The following is a 17,535-nucleotide window of genomic DNA, read 5'->3' on the forward strand; positions in this document are numbered from 1 at the left end:
GCAGGCGCGCACAAACTTCAACGACTATCAAACACACTGTTGAGTTCTCAAACATCAGACGCACACCAGAGCGACCCCGGTGGGGATCGTCTTGGGGGCAACCTGAGAAAACTTACCGGACCGCGTAGGCCCGGTCAACTTCGCAGAAGCTGACCGAGGCGGGTCCCGAAGCCTTCGACTGCCGCCCCTCTACGGGGCGACAGAGGACAAGACTACCCACGTCGATCAGCCGGGCCAAATCGCGCCCCTCGTGGCCCGTCGGGCGGCCCGCTCACGCCTGGCGACGGGGCCGGGCGACGGGTCCGGGTGACGGCGGGGCGGTACGCCGACACCGACCTCTCCCCCGTCGTCCAGAACCGCCAGCTCCGGTCGGCCGCGTGCCGCAGACCGACGCGCGGACCCGTGCTGATCGCGGACCGGGCGACCGGTCGCCCGGCCAGGGTCAGGGTGATCGGCCCGGAGGCCAGGTCCGTCCCGCCGTGCTCCCGGCCGATGCCCAGGGTCCGGCACAACCTCGCCGGCCCGCGCGCCAGGTCGCGGTCGGATGCCCCTGGCCGGCGCTCACGGGCGACCTCCAGCCCGTCCACGACCTCACCGGCCCGCAACAGCACCGCTGAAGGCGTGCCCACCGGCCCGACCACCACGTTGCAGCAGTAGTGCATGCCGTAGGTGAAGTAGACGTAGAGGTGACCGGGCGGGCCGAACATCACCTCGTTGCGCGCCGTCTGGCCTCGGTAGGCGTGCGACCCGGGGTCGTCGGGGCCCGCGTACGCCTCCACCTCTGTGATGCGCACGGCCACGTCGTCGTGCCGGAGCTCGGCGCCGAGCAGTCTCGGAGCGACCCGGAGCACCGGGCCGGCGAGCATCGAGGCCAGATCAGGAGCGCGCACGCGCCACGGCCACATCGAGCTGGGCCAGCTGCTCGCGCACCCTGACCGGGGCCGTCCCGCCCGCCCCGGTGCGGGACGCCACGGACCCCTCCACCGTCAGCACCGAGCGGACCTCGGGGGTGAGGTGCGGGGACATCGCCGCGAAGTCGGCGTCCGAGAGGTCCGGAAGGTCACAGCCGAGCTGCTCGCAGCGGCGGACGCAGGCACCGGCGATCTCGTGCGCGTCGCGGAACGCGACCCCCTGCCGCACCAGCCACTCCGCCACGTCGGTGGCGAGCGAGAAACCTTGCGGGGCCAGCTCTGCCATCCGAGCAGCGTCGAAGGTCAACGTCGCCACCATGCCCGTCATCGCCGGCAGCAGCACCTCGAGGGTGTCGATCGAGTCGAAGACCGGCTCCTTGTCCTCCTGCAGGTCCCGGTTGTAGGCGAGCGGCAGAGCCTTGAGAGTGGTGAGCAGGCCGGTCAGGTTGCCGACCAGACGACCCGCCTTGCCGCGGGCCAGCTCGGCGATGTCGGGGTTCTTCTTCTGCGGCATGATGCTCGACCCGGTCGACCAGGAGTCGTGCAGCGTGATGAAGCCGAACTCCCGTGTCGACCACAGGATGAGCTCCTCCGCCAGCCTGCTCACGTCGATCCCGATCTGGGCGGTGACGTAGGCGAACTCCGCGACGAAGTCGCGCGACGCGGTCGCATCGATCGAGTTGGCGGCTGGCCCGCCGTAGCCGAGCTCGGCGGCGACCAGCCCGGGGTCCAGGCCGAGGCTCGAACCGGCCAGCGCGCCGCCGCCGTACGGCGACTCGGCGGCGGTACGCCGGATCCAGTCGGCCAGCCGGTCGACGTCGCGCACGAGGGCCCAGGCGTGGGCGAGGAGGTGGTGGGACAGGAGCACCGGCTGCGCGTGCTGCAGGTGGGTGCGACCGGGCATGATCACGTCGAGGTGGTCGTGCGCCTGGGTGCGCAGCGCCCCGACCAGGTCGAGGACGGCGCCCGACACGACGCGACAGTGGTCGAGCAGGTAGGACCGGAAGAGCGTGGCGATCTGGTCGTTGCGTGACCTGCCGGCCCGGAGCCGTCCTCCGACCTCGGGTCCGACCTCGGCGACCAGGAGCCGCTCGAGCGCGCCGTGCACGTCCTCGTCCTGCGCGTCGGGCTTGAGCGCGCCGGAGGTGAATCTCTGCGTGAGCACGTCGAGGCCGCGGTGGAGCTCGGCCTCCTCCTCGAAGCTGAGCAGCCCTGCCGCGGCCAGCGCCTTGGCGTGCGCGTGAGAGCCGGCGATGTCGTAGAGGGCGAGCCGCCAGTCGAAGTGCGTCGACCGCGACAGCGCCACGAGCTCGGGAGACGGTCCGGTGTCGAAGCGGCCGCCCCAGAGCGCGCCCTCGTGCGTCTGCCGCGCGGGCGGCGAGCCCTCGCTCATGCCGCCGCCTCTCGCAGCGCGGCGACGCCGAGCCGGGCGATCTCCGGCAGCAACGCGTTGGAGAGCGCCACCCCTCCGGCGAGGTCGTCGATCGACCACCAGTCGGCGGCCATGATGTTGCCGATCTCGGCCTGCTCCAGACCCGAGAAGTCGACGGTCACCGGATCCGCGAGCCGGGTCACGAACCAGTCGTTGTCATTGGTGTAGGCGATTCCGTCGTAGGAGAACGAGACCGGTGCGCGGTGGAAGGGGCCGGTGAGGTCACCCGGGGCGACGACGAGTCCGGTCTCCTCGACCATCTCGCGCGCGGCCGCCTCCGCTGGGGTCTCCCCCGGCTCGACGGCTCCGCCGATCGTGCACCAGTAGGGCTCCGTAGGTCGCGCGGGGTCGCGGCTGTAGAGCAGCAGCACGCGGTCCTCGGCGTCGAAGGGCAGGACCCGGGCCGCACGGCGCAGGAGGGGGACGGCGCTCCGATCGGTCATGGTGCCTTGCTATCAGGCGAGGCCAGCGTCAGGAACTTCGAGGCCAGCGCCGGACCGCCCTTGGCGTCCCGGGCGATCACCAGGACGGTGTCGTCACCGGCGATCGTGCCCAGGACTTCGGGGAGCTCGGCCTTGTCGAAGGCCGAGGCGAGGAACTGGGCGGCCCCAGGGGGCGTGCGCAGCACGACGAGGTTGGCGCTGCCCTCGGCGCTGACGAGCAGCTCCGCGCAGAGTCGACCGAGTCGCTGCGACGCGGCCGCCGTCTCGTAGGGCATGACGGGCGCCCGGTCGCCGCCCTCCGCCGGCACGGCGTACACCAGGGCGCCGGAGCGGGAACGGACCTTGACCGCGTCGAGCTCGACGAGGTCGCGGGACAGCGTGGCCTGGGTGACGTGGACGCCCTGCGCGCCGAGGAGGTCTGCGAGCTCGGTCTGGGAGCGGATCTCGTGGTGGGCCATCAGGTCGACGATCCGCTGGTGCCGGGCTCCCTTGGTCGGCGGCGAGCCGGGACCGGTCGTCTGGGTCGTCACGCGCGCTCCAAGAGCCAGGCGAGGATCGCCTTCTGGGCGTGCCGGCGGTTCTCCGCCTCGTCCCAGACGACGCTGTGCGGGCCGTCGAGCACGTCGGCGGTGATCTCCTTGCCGCGGTACGCCGGCAGGCAGTGCATGACGATCGCGTCCGGCGCCGCGTGCGCGAGCAGGCGGGCGTCGAGCTGGTACGGCGCCAGGGCTGCGAGCCGCGTTGCAGACTCCTCCTCCTTGCCCATCGACACCCAGGTGTCGGTGATGACGACGTCGGCCCCCGCGACGGCGGCGACCGGGTCCGACTCGGCTGCGACCGACCCGCCTGTGGTGGCGGCGATCGCCGCCGCCCGCTCGCCCATCTCGGGTGAGGGCAGGAAGCCCGCTGGTCCGCTCACCCGCACGTGCATCCCGGCGGTCGCGCCCGCGAGCAGCCAGGAGTTGCCCATGTTGCAGGCGGCGTCGCCGAGGAAGGTCGCGGTGAGGCCGGCCAGGGTGCCCTTGCGCTCGCGCACGGTGAGCAGGTCGGCGAGGAGCTGGCACGGGTGGAAGTCGTCGGTGAGCGCGTTGACGACCGGCACGCCGGAGTGCTCCGCCATGAGGGCGAGGTCGGACTGGGCGTAGGTGCGCCAGACGACCATGGCCGCCTGCCGACCGAGGACCCGGGCGACGTCGGCCACCGACTCGCGCTTGCCGATCCCGGCGAGAGCACCGTCGACCAGCATGGGGTGGCCGCCCAGCTCTGCGATGCCGGCCGCGAACGAGGCTTGGGTGCGCAGCGTCTGCTTGTCGTAGATCGTCGCCACCGTCCGCGGCCCGGCCAGCACCTTGTGGTCGAAGGGCGCTGCCTTCATCGTCGCGGCGAGGTCGAGGACCTCCGCCTGCTCCTGCGGGCTGAGGTCGTCGTCGGCGACGAAGTGTCGTGTCACGCGTGGACCTCCTGAGCGGCCGAGACGATCCCCGGCCAAGCGTCGGCGAACTGAGCCACATCCTGCTCCGTCAGCACCAGCGGTGGTGCGAAGCGGAGCCGCGACGGGCCGGTCGCGTTCAGAAGGAACCCACGCTCCTGGGCTGCTGCGACCACGCGCGGCGCGATCTCGTCGCTCAGCTGGGCGCCGAGCAGGAGCCCGCGACCCTCGACCCGTTCGACCTCGGGCACGGCGGACACGGCCACGCCCAGCTGGCGGCCGCGGCGGACCACCTGCTCCAGCAGTCCTTCCTTCTCGATGGTCTCGACGACCGCGAGACCGGCGGCGCAGGCCACAGGATTGCCGCCGAAGGTGGTGCCGTGGTTGCCCGGCTCGAAGAGGCGTCCGGCGTCGCCGAGGCCGATGACCGCACCGATCGGGATGCCGCCGCCGAGACCCTTGGCCACGGTGACGAGGTCTGGCGCGACGTCGGCAGAGTGGGCGAACCACTCACCCGTGCGACCGATACCGGTCTGGACCTCGTCGAGCCAGAGCAGCGCCCCTGCTTGCGTCGCGATCGCGCGGGCCTCGGCGAGGTAGCCCTCCGGCGGCACGACGACACCCGCCTCGCCCTGGATCGGCTCGAGCACGATGGCCGCGGTCTGGTCGGTGGTCGCGGCCCGCAGCGCGGCCGCGTCGCCGTAGGGCACGAAGGTGACGTGGCCCGGGAGCGGCTCGAAGGGCGTGCGGTACGCCGCCTTGGCGGTCAGCGCGAGGGAGCCCATCGTGCGCCCGTGGAACGCGCCCTCGGCGGCGACCAGGTGGGTCCGGCCGGTACGCCGGGTGAGCTTGAGGGCCGCCTCGTTGGCCTCGGTCCCGGAATTGGTGAAGAACACGCGGCCCCCCGCACCAGCGGGGTTGCTGGCCGGCAGCAGACCCAGCAGTCGCTCGGCCAGCTCGACCTGCGGCTCGCTGGTGAAGAAGTTGGAGATGTGGCCCAGCGTCGAGAGCTGGCGGTTGACCGCCTCGAGCAGCGCGGGATGTGCGTGGCCCAGGGCGTTCACCGCGATGCCACCGAGGAGGTCGAGGTACTCGCGACCGTCCGCGTCCCACAAGCGGGCCCCCTCGCCACGGGTGAGCACCAGCTTGGGTGGGCCGAACGCGTTCATCAGCGCCCCGGCGTACCGGTCCTGCCACTGCTGCCCGGTCACGAGCGCCCTCCCTTGGCCTTGCGGATCTTGGTGGCGACGCCGGGCAGCACCTGGGTGCCGACGCCCTCGTCGGTGAACAGCTCGAGCAGCACCGCGTGCGGCTCGCGCCCGTCGACGACCGTGGCCCGCGGGACCCCTTCGCGCACCGCCTTCAGGCACGCGCCCATCTTGGGCACCATGCCGCTGGCGAGCGTCGGCATCAGCTCGGCCAGCGCGTCGGGGTTGATCTCCCCGATCACGTCGTCGCTGTCGGGCCAGTCGCGGTAGAGACCCTCGACGTCGGTGAGCACGAGGAGCTTCTCGGCCCCCAGCGCGACCGCGAGCGCGGCCGCGGCGGTGTCGGCGTTGACGTTGTGGATCTGTCCTTGGTCGTCCGGGGCGACACTGCTGACGACGGGGATCCGTCCGGCTTCGATGAGGTCGAGAACCGACTCAGGACGCACGTGGGTGACCTCTCCGACGAGACCGAGGTCCACCTCCTCGCCGTCGACGACGGTGTTGGTGCGGGTGGCGGTGAAGAGCCCGGCGTCCTCGCCGGAGAGCCCCACGGCCAGCGGACCGTGCTGGTTGACGAGGCCGACGAGCTCCCGCTGCACCTGCCCGACCAGGACCATGCGGACGACGTCCATCGCAGCGGGCGTGGTCACCCGGAGGCCCCCGCGGAACTCCGACTCGATGCCGAGTCGCTCGAGCATCTTCGAGATCTGGGGTCCGCCGCCGTGCACCACCACGGGCTTGAACCCCGCGAAGCGCAGGAACGCGATGTCCTCCGCGAAGGCGGTCTTGAGCGTGTCGTCGGTCATGGCGTTGCCGCCGTACTTCACCACCACGATCTTGCCGTGGTAGCGCTTGAGCCACGGGAGCGCCGCCGCGAGGGTGGCGGCCTTGCCCGCGGGCGCTGCGGAGTGGGACGCGTGCAGCTCGCTCATGAGGAGTACGCGCTGTTCTCGTGGACGTAGGCGTGGGTCAGGTCGTTGGTCCAGATGGTCGCCCGCTCCGCGCCGGCCTTGAGGTCGATCGTGACGGTGACCTCGCGTCCGGACAGGTCGACGGTCGACGGGTCGGCGGCCGGGGTCGAGGACCGGCAGACCCAGACGCCGTTCATCGCGACGTCGAGGTCGGCCGGGTCGAAGGCCGCCTGCGTGGTGCCGATCGACGCGAGCACGCGTCCCCAGTTGGCGTCCTTGCCGAAGACGGCGGCCTTGAAGAGGTTGCTGCGCGCGACGCTGCGGCCGACCTCCAACGCCTCGTCCTCGGTCGCGGCGTTCAGCACGGTAATGGTGATCTCGTGGTCGGCGCCCTCGGCGTCGGCAAGCAGCTGAAGGGCCAGGTCGCTGCAGGCGCGGGTCAGCGCCTGCGTGAAGTCCGGCAGGGAAGGCGTGATCCCGGACGCTCCACTGGCCAGCAAGGTCACGGTGTCGTTGGTCGACATGCAGCCGTCGGAGTCGAGGCGGTCGAAGCTCACCCGGGTCGCCGCCCGCAGCGCCTGGTCGAGGTCGGCAGCGCCGACGACCGCATCGGTGGTGAGCACGACGAGCATCGTGGCCAGCTGGGGCGCGAGCATCCCGGCTCCCTTGGCCATCCCGCCGATCGACCACCCGGCGCCCTCGACGTGCACCTGCTTGGCGACCGAGTCGGTCGTCATGATCGCAGCGGCGGCGTCGGGTCCGCCCTCGGCAGCGAGCGCGGAGTGGGCAGCGTCGACGCCGGCGAGCAGATCCTCGCGGTCGTTGGCCAGACCGATCAGGCCGGTGGAGCAGACGACGACGTCGATCGCACCGATGCCCAGCGAGGAGGCGACCCGTTCCGCCACGGCGTGCGTGGTCTGGAAGCCCTCAGGTCCGGTGTAGCAGTTGGCTCCGCCGGAGTTCAGCACGACGGCCCGGACGACACCGTCCTTGACCACCTCCTGGCTCCACAGCACCGGGTTGGCCTTGCAGCGGTTGGCGGTGAACACCGACGCGGAGTCGAAGGACGGACCGTCGTTGACGACGAGCGCGAGGTCCTTGGCCCCTGTCGACTTGAGGCCGGCGACGACGCCGCTGGCCCGGAAACCCTGGGGAGAGGTGACGCTCATGGCGCGAGTCCCACGGTCGTGAGGCCGAGGGCCTCGTCGAGTCCCAACGCGAGGTTGAGGCACTGGAGGGCGCCGCCTGCGGTGCCCTTGGTGAGGTTGTCGATGGCGCCGACAGCGACCAGCCGTCCGGCCGCCTCGTCGATCGTCACCTGGAGGTGGACCGCGTTGGAGCCCGCGACCGCCTGGGTCTGCGGCCACTGGCCGGGGGGCAGCACGTGGACGAACGGCTCGTCGGCGTACGCCTTGCGGTACGCCGCCTGCGCGTCGTCGACGGTGACGCCCGGGCGCAGCGGAGCAGAGCAGGTGGCGAGGATCCCCCGAGGGGTCGGGACCAGGATGGGCGTGAAGCTGACCCGGACCTGAGCAGCCGTGAGACCGGAGAGGTTCTGGACGATCTCGGGGGTGTGCCGGTGCCCGCCGCCGACGCCGTACGCCGACAGGTTGCCCATCACCTCGCTGCCGAGCAGGTGCGGCTTGGCGGCCTTTCCGGCGCCGGAGGTGCCGCTCGCGGCGACCACGACCAGGTCGGGCTCGACCAGGCCCGCGGCGACGGCGGGTGCCAGGGCGAGGGTCGAGACCGTCGGGTAGCAGCCGGGGACGGCGATGCGGCGGGCCCCACGGAGGAGGTCGCGCTGCCCCGGCAGCTCGGGCAGGCCGTAGGGCCACGCTCCGGCGTGGTGGCCGCCGTAGAAGCGCTCCCACGTCGCCGGGTCGGTCAGACGGAAGTCCGCGCCGCAGTCCACGACGACGCAGTCGTCACCGAGTGCCTCGGCGATCTCGGCCGACTGGCCGTGCGGGAGCGCGAGCACGACCGCGTCGTGACCGGCCAAGACCTCCGTCGTCGTCTGCTCCACGACGCGGTCGGCGAGCGGGAGGAGGTGCGGCTGGAGCGCCCCCAGCTGCTCGCCGGCCGACGAGCCGGCCGTGACAGCCCCGATGTGCAGAGCAGGATGCCCGAGCAGCAGGCGCAGCACCTCGCCACCGGCGTACCCGGTGGCGCCGGCGACGGCGACGGAGATCTTGGCCATGTGCATGACTATACAGAAGACTGTAATGCTATGCATCCTCGTCGGACCCGTGGCGAGTGTCCGAGGGTCTGGCTAGCCTGACTCGCATGTCTCATCTCGACTCCCGCCCCTCGACCCGTCTCGAGAAGTCCGCCTACCTCGAGCACCTGGAGCGGGAGTCACTCAGGTTCCGAGACGTGCTCGCCGCCGCCGATAGCGGACTGCCCGTGCCCAGCTGCCCGGCCTGGATGGCCGGCGACCTCCTCTGGCACCTCGCAGGCGTCCAGCACTTCTGGTCGTGGGTCGTGTCCACTCGACCGGACGACGCCGAGGGCTACGACGAGCCCAAGCGCCCCGACACCCCGGAGGACGTGCTCGCCTTCTTCGACACCGCGAGCGCCGCGCTGCAGGCGGCTCTCGCCTCCGCCGAGCCGACGGACCCCTGCTGGACGTGGTCGGACGACAAGACGGTGGGCTTCGTGATGCGCCGACAGGCCCTCGAGGCGGCGATCCACCGGATCGACGCCGAGCAGGCCGCGGGCGTCGACGTGACCGAGATCGATGCGCGGCTGGCGACCGACGGCGTCGACGAGGTGCTCGACGTGATGTACGGCGGTTGCCCACCCTGGGGCGACTTCTCCCCGCTCCCCCACTACATCCGCGTCGACGTGCGCGACACCGACACGTCGGTCTGGGTGCAGCTCGGGCGGTTCTCGGGCACCGACCCCAAGGACGAGGTCCGCTACGAGGAGGACGACATCCACGTGGTCGCGGATCCCGGCGTCGAGCCCGACGCCGTCATCGAGGGATCCGCCTCGGTCCTGCTCGCCCGGCTCTGGCGCCGAGGTGACGGCGCCGACATCCACCTCGCTGGCGACATGGGCATCGTCGACCACTTCCGGACGGCCATCCACCACCCGATCGACTAGTCCGAGGTCGCTCAGCGCTGGACGGCTCCGGTGAGCTCGGCGGCGCGGGCGACGGCGGCATCGCGGGCAGCAGACGTCTCGGCCTCCGTCAGCGTCCGGTCGGGCGCCCGGAAGCGCAGCGCGAACGCCAGTGACTTCTTGCCCTCGCCGACCTGCGCCCCGGTGTAGACGTCGAAGAGCCGCACCGTCTCCAGCAGTTCGCCCGCCCCTTCGCGCAGGGCTGCTTCGACAGCCGCGGCGGGCACGGCGACGTCGACGACGAGCGCGACGTCCTCCTTGGCGACCGGGTACGTCGAGAACTCCGGGCCGGGAACGACGTCGACGGCCTGCTCGAGCAACCGGTCGAGGTCGATCTCCGCCACCGCGGTGCGCGCCGGGACGCCGTAGGCCTGGCAGACCTTGGGGTGCAGCTCGCCCGCGTGGCCGAGCACGACCCCTGCGGCGAGGATCTCGGCGCAGCGACCGGGGTGCCACGGGGCGCGTACGGCAGAGCGCACCTCGATCTCGACCCCCACCGCGCGCGCGACCTCGCGCACGCCGGCGACGGCGTCGGCCCAGGAAGCGGCGCGGCCCTCGCCCCACCAGCCCGAGGACTCGCGCGATCCGGCGATCAGCAGGCCGAGGTGCAGCGGCTGGTCGGGCAGGGCCTTGTTGAGGTCGTCCCACTCGCCGTCGGTGGGTCGACGGTCGACCGGCAGGATCGGCGCGCCCGGTCCGTCATGGGGCAGCGTGACGGTCGCGGTCTCGAAGAGCGCCACGTCGACGTTGCCCCTGCCGGCGTTGCGCGCGGCAGTGGTGAGCAGCCCGGGAAGCAGCGTCGTGGTCATCGACGGCTCCTCCGACGACATCGGGTTGGCGAGCCGCAGCGTCTGACGCCGTTCGTCGGCGGCGTCGAGCCCGAGGGCGTCGAGCTGGGACGTGCCGATGAAGGGGAAGGAGATCACCTCGACGTAGCCGGCTCCGGCCAGCGCCCGGCCGATCCGGCGCCGGAGGCGCTGCCCTCGGGTCAGCCCACGACCCGCCGGGGCCGGCGGCAGCACCGACGGCACGTTGACGTAGCCGACGATCCTCGCCACCTCCTCCACCAGGTCGAAGGGGTCGGTGAGATCGGGACGCCACGGCGGCGGCGTGGCGGTCAGGGTGACGTCGGAGCGGTGCACGTGGCAGCCGACGGCCTCGAGGTTGGTGACCACGGTCGCGGCGTCGATCTGCATGCCGGTCACGCGGGCGGGGAGGTCGTAGGAGATCGTGATCGGCTCCGGCTCGGGTGGCGTGCCGACGACGGTGACACCGGGGTCGGCCGACCCGCCGCCGTACGTCGTCAGCAGCTCGACCACCCGATCGGCCGCGGCCTCGGGGATGGTCGGATCGACGCCACGCTCGTTGCGCTTGCCCGCCTCGGAGGTGATCTTGTGGCGCCGCCCGGTCCGGAACATCGAGACCGGGTCCCACGAGGCGACCTCGACGAGCACGCGGGTCGTCCCAGGTCCCATCTCGGTGGTCTCGCCACCCATCACGCCACCGAGGCCGATCGGCCCGGAGTCGTCGGTGACCACGAGGTCCTCGGCCGTCAGCACCCTGTCGACGCCGTCGAGGGTCGTGAGGTGCTCACCCTCGGTCGCCCGGCGGACCCGCACGGTGCCGGAGAGCTTGTCGAGGTCGTAGCCGTGGATCGGGTGACCCATCTCGAGCATGACGTAGTTGGTGACGTCGACGGCAAGCGAGATCGGGCGCATGCCGGCCAGCTGGATGCGTCGCGCCATCCAGTCGGGGGTCGGCGCGGTGGGATCGAGCCCCGAGACGGTGCGAGCCACGAAGACCCGGCAGCCCTCGAGGTCGTCGATCGCGATCGGGTAGCCGTCGTCGTTGGCTGCGGGGGTCTGGCGCAGCGCCGGGTCCCGGAAGGTCGTGCCGTAGTGCAGCGCCGCCTCGCGGGCCACGCCGCGCAGCGAGAGGGCGTAGGCGCGGTCGGGGTTGATCTCGAACTCGATGACCTCGTCGCGCAGCGGGAGCACGCCGAAGGCGTCGTCGCCGGGCTCCCCGGCGTCGGCGGGCAGCACGATGATCCCGTCGTGGTCGTCGCCGAGGCCGAGCTCGCGGGCGGAGCAGATCATCCCGGCCGAGACGTGGCCGTAGGTCTTGCGCGCACTGATCTCGAAGTCGCCAGGCAGCACGCCGCCGGGCAGGATCACCACGACGAGGTCGCCCTCGGCGAAGTTGTGGGCGCCGCAGACGATGCCTTGGGGCTCGCCGGTGCCGTTGGCCGAGCCGACGTCGACCTGGCACCAGCGGATGGTCTTGCCGTTCTTCTGCGGCTCGTCGACGCACGACAGGACCCGGCCCACCACGAGGGGGCCGGTGATGTCGTCGCCGGGCTTCTCGATCGCCTCGAGCTTGAGGCCCAACGCGGTCAGCGCGGCCGCCAGCTCCTCGACGGACACGCCGTCGGGCAGGTCGACGAATTCGCGGATCCAGGAGACAGGAGCCTTCATGGGTGGTCAGATCTCCGATCCGAAGGCCGTGGAGAAGCGGACGTCGCCCTCGAAGACGCTGCGCAGGTCCTCGATGCCGTGACGGAACATCAGCGTCCGGTCGATGCCCATGCCGAAGGCGAAGCCGGTGTAGCGCTCCGGGTCGACGCCGCAGGCGGAGAAGACGCGCGGGTTGACCACGCCGCAGCCGCCCCACTCGATCCAGCCCTCACCGCGGCAGGTGCGGCAGGACTCGACCACGCCGGCGACGTTGCGGCACACGAAGCAGACCAGGTCGACCTCGGCGGACGGCTCGGTGAACGGGAAGTACGACGGCCGGAAGCGCGTCGTGATGCCCTCACCGAACATGGCGGTGGCGAAGTGGTCGAGCGTGCCCTTGAGATGGGCCATCGTGATGCCCTCGTCGACGACGAGGCCCTCCACCTGGTGGAACATCGGCGAGTGGGTGGCGTCGTACTCGTCGGTGCGGAAGACGCGCCCGGGACACACGACGTAGATCGGCGGCGTGCGCGTGAGCATGGTGCGCGCCTGCACGGGCGAGGTGTGCGTGCGCAGCACCAGGTGCTTGTCGGCGGGCTCGGTCCAGAACGTGTCCTGCATCGTGCGGGCCGGGTGGTCCGGACCGAGGTTGAGGGCGTCGAAGTTGAGCCACTCGGCCTCGACGATCGGGCCCTCCGCGACCTCCCAGCCCATGGCGACGAACACGTCGGCGATGAACTCCGACCCCGTCGTGATCGGGTGCCGGGCGCCTCGCGCCGCTCGGTCGACGGGCACGGTCACGTCGACCGTCTCCTCCACCAGCATCCGCTCCTCGTGCTCGGCCTCGAGCACCTCCTGCCTCGCGGCGAGCGCCTGGCCGACGGCTGCGCGTGCCTGGCCGACGCGCTGGCCCGCGTCCTTGCGCGCCTGCGGCGGCAGCGCGCCGATCTCGCGGTTGGCCGACGCCAACGGCGAGCGATCGCCGGCGTGGTCGATCCGGACCTGCTTGAGGGCGGCCAGGTCGGCGGCCGCCGCGATGGCGGCCAGCGCCTCGTCGCGCCGGGCCTCGACCTCGGGCGCGCTCAGCGGCGTCACCTCGACGGGGTCGTAGTCGGTGTTGGGTCCGGACATGCTGCGCAGTCTAGGAAGCGGACCGACCGCGACACGAACCGGTTAGCCGGACCCACCGAGCAGGTCAGGTGTCGGGACGATCTCACCCTCGTCCGTGTAGGGACAGAACACGCCGTCCATCCGCACCTCCACCCCCGTCGTCTCGAGGGCGCCACGGGCCCGAGCGCGCCCGACGTTCCACTCGAGCCAGTCGTCGTCGTCGGCCAGCTCGGCGGTGTTCAGGCACTCCGGGGCGAAGGCCAGGCCGTCGAGGAGGACCGGGACCGCGTCCGCGGACAGGGACTGCAGCAGGTACTGGGCGTCGACTGGTGTCGTCGACAGGTCCTCGCGCTCCAGGTTGTGCCGGGCGATCCAGGCGTCGGGGTTGATCGCCGCCAGCCCGAGCAGCGCAGCCGCTCCCGTCAGCACGGCCGCCCGTGGCAGCCACCAGCCGTTCAGCCGGACTCCCGCGACGAACACGCCGATGACGAGGAGCCCGAGCCAGCCCTCGAAGACGTCGACGAGCAGCCGGGTGCGGGTGAAGCCGTAGGCCTCCTGGTAGACGTGCATCCGGTAGAGCGCGGACGCGACCACCACGAGCGTGAGTGCGCACAACAGTCCCAGGGCACCGCGGAGCCAGAGCACGTCGGCGGGGGTCGCCCTGGGCGCCTTGCGTGAGGCCGCCCACACCACCAGAAGGGTGAGCGCGGTCGCGACAGTGAGCTGCCCGAAGCCCTGGTGGACGTAGTCGGCGTACGTCAGCCCCGTCTGCGACTCGAGGTAGGTGTGGCCGCCGAACACGACCGTGGCCTGGGCCACCAGGAAGAGGAGGAACACCCCGTTGACGAGCGTCACGGGGACCAACCACTCGTAGCGCTGACGCACGGGCACCCGCTGCCGGCCGGCGAACGGCTCGGTGTGGGGCGGGTTGAGGGAGAGGTACGCCGCCGCGAGCACCACCGCGAAGACGAACCCGCCGATGAAGGCACGGGGCACGAAGGTGCCGGGGTTCCAATCGGGCAGCACGGCGTTGACCCACGAGGCGACCAGGGCGTCGGCGGAGACGAAGAGCAGCCCGAAGACGAGGACGGCCAGGATCGACCAGGCCACTGTCCGGGCCAGTGCCGTGGTGCTCCCCTGCACGCCGAAGGCTCGCAGCGTGCGGCCGAACCACGGCAGCCCCCGCAGCGACGACAGCGGCCAGCAGATCCCGGCCAGGACGAAGCCGAGCGCGCTGCGGCCGCGCGTCACGCCGACGACCAGCACGACGATGCCGGCGAGCACGCACAGGGTCGCGATCCAGGCCGCATCGAGGAGGAACACGGGCAGCACGGACAGCACCCCCAGCACACCGCAGGCCAGGGTGAAGGGCTCCCGGCGGTGCGGCGAGCTCAGGAGCACCGTCAGGCCGCAGGCCCACAGGACCAGGGCGTAGCCGATGCCACCGTCGCGGTACGGGATGATCGCGCCCGCCAGCACACCGGCGACCGCCGCGCCGACGACGACCGAGCGACGGGCGGGGCTCGCGTCCGGCCAGAAAGTCCCGAAGAACCCGTCGAGCACCGGTGGCGGGGTGGCGGGCTGGGGGCGGCGGTCTCGTGACGGTCGTGGCACGACCTCCTCGACCACCAGTGGGGCAGGTGGTGTCTGCGGCGTACCGGTCGGGAACTCGGCGCGGACGCGCGCCCCGCCCTGGTCGAGGCCAGGCTCGAGGAAGGCGATCCGGCCACCGTGGAGCTGGGCGACCCACCGCGCGACCGCCAACCCCAGGCCGGTGCCACCACCGGTGACGCCTTCGAGGGTGCCGAAGCGCTCGAACACCCGCTCCCGCTCCGACGGGGGAACGCCCGGCCCCTCGTCGCGCACCTCGATCCACCAGCCGGCCGAGGCCGCGCCCGCGGAGACCGTCACCGTGCCGCCGGGCGGGCCGTGCCGGACCGCGTTGTCGAGCAGGTTGACCACCAGCTGCCGCAGCCGTGCCCGGTCCGCTGTCACGATCAGCTCGGGATCCACGTCGACGTCGTACGTCGCCGCGCGGCCCGGCAGTGCGACGTCCGCACGAGCCTCCTCGACCACGGCGGCGAGCGGCACCCTGTCCGCGTCGAGCGACACCAGTCCTGCGTCCAGCCTGGAGAGATCCAGCAGGTCGGCGACCAGCGAACCCATCCGCTGCGCCTGGGCCAGCACCTCGGCGAGCGTCGATGGCGTCGGCTCCTCGACCCCGTCGGCGAGGTTCTCCAGTCGGGCGGCCAGCGCCGCCAGCGGCGTGCGCAGCTCGTGGGAGACGGTGGCGATCAGCGCGCGGCGCTCCCGGTCCACGGCGGCCAGGTCCTCCGCCATCCGGTTGAACGTGGCGGCCAGCCGGCCGACCTCGTCCTGCGAGGTCGCCTCCACGCGCACGTCGTAGACCCCCCGCGCCATCTGCTGGGCCGCCTCGGTCATCTGCCGCAGCGGCGACGTCATGCCCGCGGCGAGCAGCTGGGTGACCCCGAGCGCGACCGCGACGGCGACGGGGATGGTGAGCAGGATCGGGACTCCCCCGGCGCGACCGACCGCGCCGAGCACCGCTGCCAGCAGCACGCTGACCCCGACGAGCACGGCCAGCTTGACCTTGATCGAGGTGAGCGGGTCGAGCGGTGCCGTCGGCGGGCCCGTCACAGCGGCTCCAGCGCGTAGCCCACTCCGTGGACGGTGCGCACCCGGTGGGCCCCGATCTTGGCGCGCAGCGCCTTCACGTGGCTGTCGACGGTGCGGGTGCCCGAGGCGCCGGGCCAGTCCCAGACGTCGGACAGCAGCCGCTCGCGCGACCACACCTGTCCGGGCGTGCTCGCCAGGCAGGCGAGCAGGTCGAACTCCGTCTGCGTCAACGACGTCTCGGCCCCGGAGACCGTCACCCGCCGCGCGCCCGTGTCGCAGACGACGTCACCCACCTTGTAGACGCGGCTCCCACGCTCGGCGGCCAGCACCGGCGCCCGGTCGACCCGCCGGAGCAGCGCCGCCACGCGGGCCACCAGCTCGCGCATGCCGAACGGCTTGGTGAGGTAGTCGTCGGCTCCCGCCGCCAGGCCGGCCAGCACGTCGGACTCGTCGTCGCGGGCCGTCAGCATCAGCACCGGCACCGGGTGCTCGGCCTGGATGCGCCGGCACACCTCGTGGCCGTCGTACCCGGGCAGCATCACGTCGAGCACGACCGCGTCCGGAGTGGACTCGCTGCAGGAGGTGACGGCCGCCGGACCGTCCCAGACCTGGTCGACGACGTACCCCTCCGCGCGGAGCCGCAGGGTCACTGCCTCGTTGATCGCCGCGTCGTCCTCGACGACGAGGATGCGGCGGGCTGAGGTCACGGCACGAGGCTAGGCGGGCGCGTCGCCGGTGACGGCCAGGACGCGTGAAGGAAGTGTGCAGATCCCGCTGCGCACCCGACCTGGGTCGCGACTAGGTCTCGAGCTCCACAGGTTCTGCTGGCTCGCTGGGCCAGCGCACGATGATGCGCGCGCCGCCGTCGGGCGAGTCCTCGATGACCACGCGGCCGTGGTGGGCACGGGTCAGGCCGTTGACGATGTACATGCCCAGGCCTGAGCCGCCCCGCGACCCGTGGGTCCAGAACTTCGTGAACACCCGGCGCCGGATCTCCGGCGGGATGCCGCGACCCTGGTCGTCGACGACCAGGGCGACGCCCTTGATGTCGGTCCCCTGCTCGGTGCTGCGCAGGGTCACGGTGACGGTGCCCTCGCCGTGTCGGACCGCGTTCTCGATCAGGTTGGTGACCACCTGGGTGAACTTGTCGGGGTCGGCGTGGATCTCCGGCAGCAGCGGCTCGGGGGTGAACTCGATCGGTCGCGCGGTCCCGGCGCGCACGGAGTCGACGACGCGGCCGACCAGCAGCGAGGCGTCACAGCCGCGTGGGTACATCGACAGCCGCCCGGTGTCGATGCGGGCCACGTCGAGCAGCTCGGCGATCAGCCGGCTCAACCGGTCCGCGTCGGCGCTGACCGTGGCGAGCATCAGCCTCTTCTGCTCGTCGTTGAGCTTGTCCCAGCGGTTGATGAGCGCCTGCACGAAGCCCTTCACACCGGTCAGCGGCGAGCGCAGCTCGTGCGCCACCGTCGCGACCAGGTCGGAGCGCTCCCGGTCCAGGCGGGCGCGCCCGCGGCCCGAGCGCAGGCTGATCGCGACGCTGTGGACGGCGCCGCCGGGGACCAGACGGTTCATCGCGGCGGCCACCAGCACCTCCTGGCCGTCCGGGGTCAGCCAGGACTGCTCGGGGATGCCCGTGCGGGTCGGGAGGCCGCCGTACGGCGTGTTGATCTCGACCCAGGCGTGGCCGGTGCGGTCGAGCAGGGTCAGCACGTCCTCGAGCGGCCGCCCGACCGACTCGTCCCGGTCGATGCCGAGCATCCGCTCCGCCGTCGTGTTGACCACCACGACGTGGCCGTGGGCGTCGGCGACCACCACGCCATCAGGCAGCGAGTCGACGGCGTCGGGGGTCACCTGCTCACCCTAGGACGGGGGCGC

15 protein-coding genes are annotated in these 17,535 nt (G+C 72.2%); 1 reads left to right on the forward strand and 14 read right to left on the reverse strand.

The window, feature by feature from the left end:
- Positions 1–212: 212 nt before the first annotated feature.
- From ABD295_RS08310 to argC, 9 genes are read right to left on the reverse strand one after another with little or no spacing between them, the layout of a single operon-like run.
- Positions 213–866: a DNA-3-methyladenine glycosylase gene (locus ABD295_RS08310; protein ID WP_344303335.1), complete on the reverse strand. Its 654-nt coding sequence runs from the start codon at positions 864–866 to the stop codon at positions 213–215.
- 10 nt (positions 867–876) lie between these two features.
- On the reverse strand, positions 877–2,304 hold the full coding sequence (gene argH, locus ABD295_RS08315) for an argininosuccinate lyase (RefSeq protein WP_344303222.1): 1,428 nt from the start codon (positions 2,302–2,304) through the stop codon (positions 877–879).
- The gene (locus ABD295_RS08320) at positions 2,301–2,786 is read right to left on the reverse strand and encodes an NUDIX hydrolase (protein ID WP_344303223.1); all 486 of its coding nucleotides are present in this window, start codon (positions 2,784–2,786) and stop codon (positions 2,301–2,303) included. The genes argH and ABD295_RS08320 overlap by 4 nt, the downstream gene beginning before the upstream one ends.
- Positions 2,783–3,316 (reverse strand): arginine repressor, encoded by a 534-nt coding sequence (locus ABD295_RS08325; RefSeq protein ID WP_344303224.1) that lies wholly within the window; start codon positions 3,314–3,316, stop codon positions 2,783–2,785. The genes ABD295_RS08320 and ABD295_RS08325 overlap by 4 nt, the downstream gene beginning before the upstream one ends.
- The gene (gene argF / locus ABD295_RS08330; RefSeq protein ID WP_344303225.1) at positions 3,313–4,236 is read right to left on the reverse strand and encodes an ornithine carbamoyltransferase; all 924 of its coding nucleotides are present in this window, start codon (positions 4,234–4,236) and stop codon (positions 3,313–3,315) included. Before argF ends, ABD295_RS08325 begins: the two co-directional genes overlap by 4 nt.
- Positions 4,233–5,426, reverse strand: a complete 1,194-nt coding sequence (locus tag ABD295_RS08335) for an acetylornithine transaminase (RefSeq protein WP_344303226.1) — start codon at positions 5,424–5,426, stop codon at positions 4,233–4,235. Before ABD295_RS08335 ends, argF begins: the two co-directional genes overlap by 4 nt.
- On the reverse strand, positions 5,423–6,355 hold the full coding sequence (gene argB, locus ABD295_RS08340; protein ID WP_344303227.1) for an acetylglutamate kinase: 933 nt from the start codon (positions 6,353–6,355) through the stop codon (positions 5,423–5,425). The genes ABD295_RS08335 and argB overlap by 4 nt, the downstream gene beginning before the upstream one ends.
- Positions 6,352–7,503 carry a bifunctional glutamate N-acetyltransferase/amino-acid acetyltransferase ArgJ gene (gene argJ / locus ABD295_RS08345; protein WP_344303228.1) on the reverse strand — a complete coding sequence of 384 codons (1,152 nt, stop codon included), beginning with the start codon at positions 7,501–7,503 and terminating at the stop codon, positions 6,352–6,354. Before argJ ends, argB begins: the two co-directional genes overlap by 4 nt.
- Positions 7,500–8,537, reverse strand: a complete 1,038-nt coding sequence (gene argC, locus ABD295_RS08350; protein WP_344303229.1) for an N-acetyl-gamma-glutamyl-phosphate reductase — start codon at positions 8,535–8,537, stop codon at positions 7,500–7,502. Before argC ends, argJ begins: the two co-directional genes overlap by 4 nt.
- Before the next feature lie 80 nt (positions 8,538–8,617).
- Here argC and ABD295_RS08355 point away from each other — a divergent pair, with 80 nt between their 5' ends.
- Entirely contained in the window at positions 8,618–9,439 is an 822-nt protein-coding gene (locus tag ABD295_RS08355; protein WP_344303230.1) for a maleylpyruvate isomerase N-terminal domain-containing protein, read from the forward strand.
- A gap of 11 nt (positions 9,440–9,450) precedes the next feature.
- Here the strand turns inward: ABD295_RS08355 and pheT are convergent, their stop codons facing one another.
- From pheT to ABD295_RS08380, 5 genes are all read right to left on the reverse strand, one after another.
- Complete coding sequence (pheT, locus tag ABD295_RS08360; protein WP_344303231.1) at positions 9,451–11,931, reverse strand: phenylalanine--tRNA ligase subunit beta; 2,481 nt, start codon at positions 11,929–11,931, stop codon at positions 9,451–9,453.
- 6 nt (positions 11,932–11,937) lie between these two features.
- Positions 11,938–13,041, reverse strand: coding sequence for a phenylalanine--tRNA ligase subunit alpha (gene pheS / locus ABD295_RS08365; protein WP_344303232.1), 1,104 nt, complete (start codon positions 13,039–13,041; stop codon positions 11,938–11,940).
- 42 nt (positions 13,042–13,083) lie between these two features.
- Positions 13,084–15,678 (reverse strand): DUF4153 domain-containing protein, encoded by a 2,595-nt coding sequence (locus ABD295_RS08370; RefSeq protein ID WP_344303233.1) that lies wholly within the window; start codon positions 15,676–15,678, stop codon positions 13,084–13,086.
- The gene (locus ABD295_RS08375; RefSeq protein ID WP_344303234.1) at positions 15,675–16,364 is read right to left on the reverse strand and encodes a response regulator; all 690 of its coding nucleotides are present in this window, start codon (positions 16,362–16,364) and stop codon (positions 15,675–15,677) included. The genes ABD295_RS08370 and ABD295_RS08375 overlap by 4 nt, the downstream gene beginning before the upstream one ends.
- A 91-nt stretch (positions 16,365–16,455) precedes the next feature.
- The gene (locus tag ABD295_RS08380) at positions 16,456–17,511 is read right to left on the reverse strand and encodes an ATP-binding protein (protein ID WP_344303235.1); all 1,056 of its coding nucleotides are present in this window, start codon (positions 17,509–17,511) and stop codon (positions 16,456–16,458) included.
- Between the last annotated feature and the right edge of the window lie 24 nt (positions 17,512–17,535).

Origin of the sequence: Nocardioides bigeumensis (assembly GCF_039531755.1) — a bacterium.
GTDB classification, from domain to species: Bacteria; Actinomycetota; Actinomycetes; order Propionibacteriales; family Nocardioidaceae; genus Nocardioides; species Nocardioides bigeumensis.